General features: G+C 41.0%; 1 protein-coding gene. It reads right to left on the bottom strand.

Going from position 1 to position 327, the window contains the following annotated elements:
- On the bottom strand, positions 1–327 hold a 327-nt coding region (locus tag R5R67_RS19655), incomplete at both ends, for a hypothetical protein (protein ID WP_318755231.1).

The raw sequence follows: 327 nt of genomic DNA, 5'->3' as shown, positions 1-327 counted from the left end.
CCCTCTTTGCATCTGATATAAACGTGCCAGATTAATATCCAGCTGGTCATATCGAATGTAAATCGGTGAATCATCAACCGGCACATCAATAAAGTCCTTGTCATTGAGGTAATAACGTTCATCGTAATTAATTGCAGTAATGGTATTAGAGAACTGGTCAGCCGGTTCCCTTTTTGCAACCAGATAAGGCAGTGAGCCTTTGGTATCATCATTAACTACTGTATAGATGGTATTTACAAAATCATCAGGACTTAGCTTTAAGGCCCCGTTCGGCAACCGCCCTAAAACCACCTTATTTTTGGCTGAACCCGGTGTAACAGGAATTAA

This window comes from Acinetobacter sp. OYA S30 (assembly GCF_033599315.1).
GTDB lineage: Bacteria > Pseudomonadota > Gammaproteobacteria > Pseudomonadales > Moraxellaceae > Acinetobacter > Acinetobacter baumannii.
This window is presented reverse-complemented; position numbering and strand designations above follow the sequence as displayed.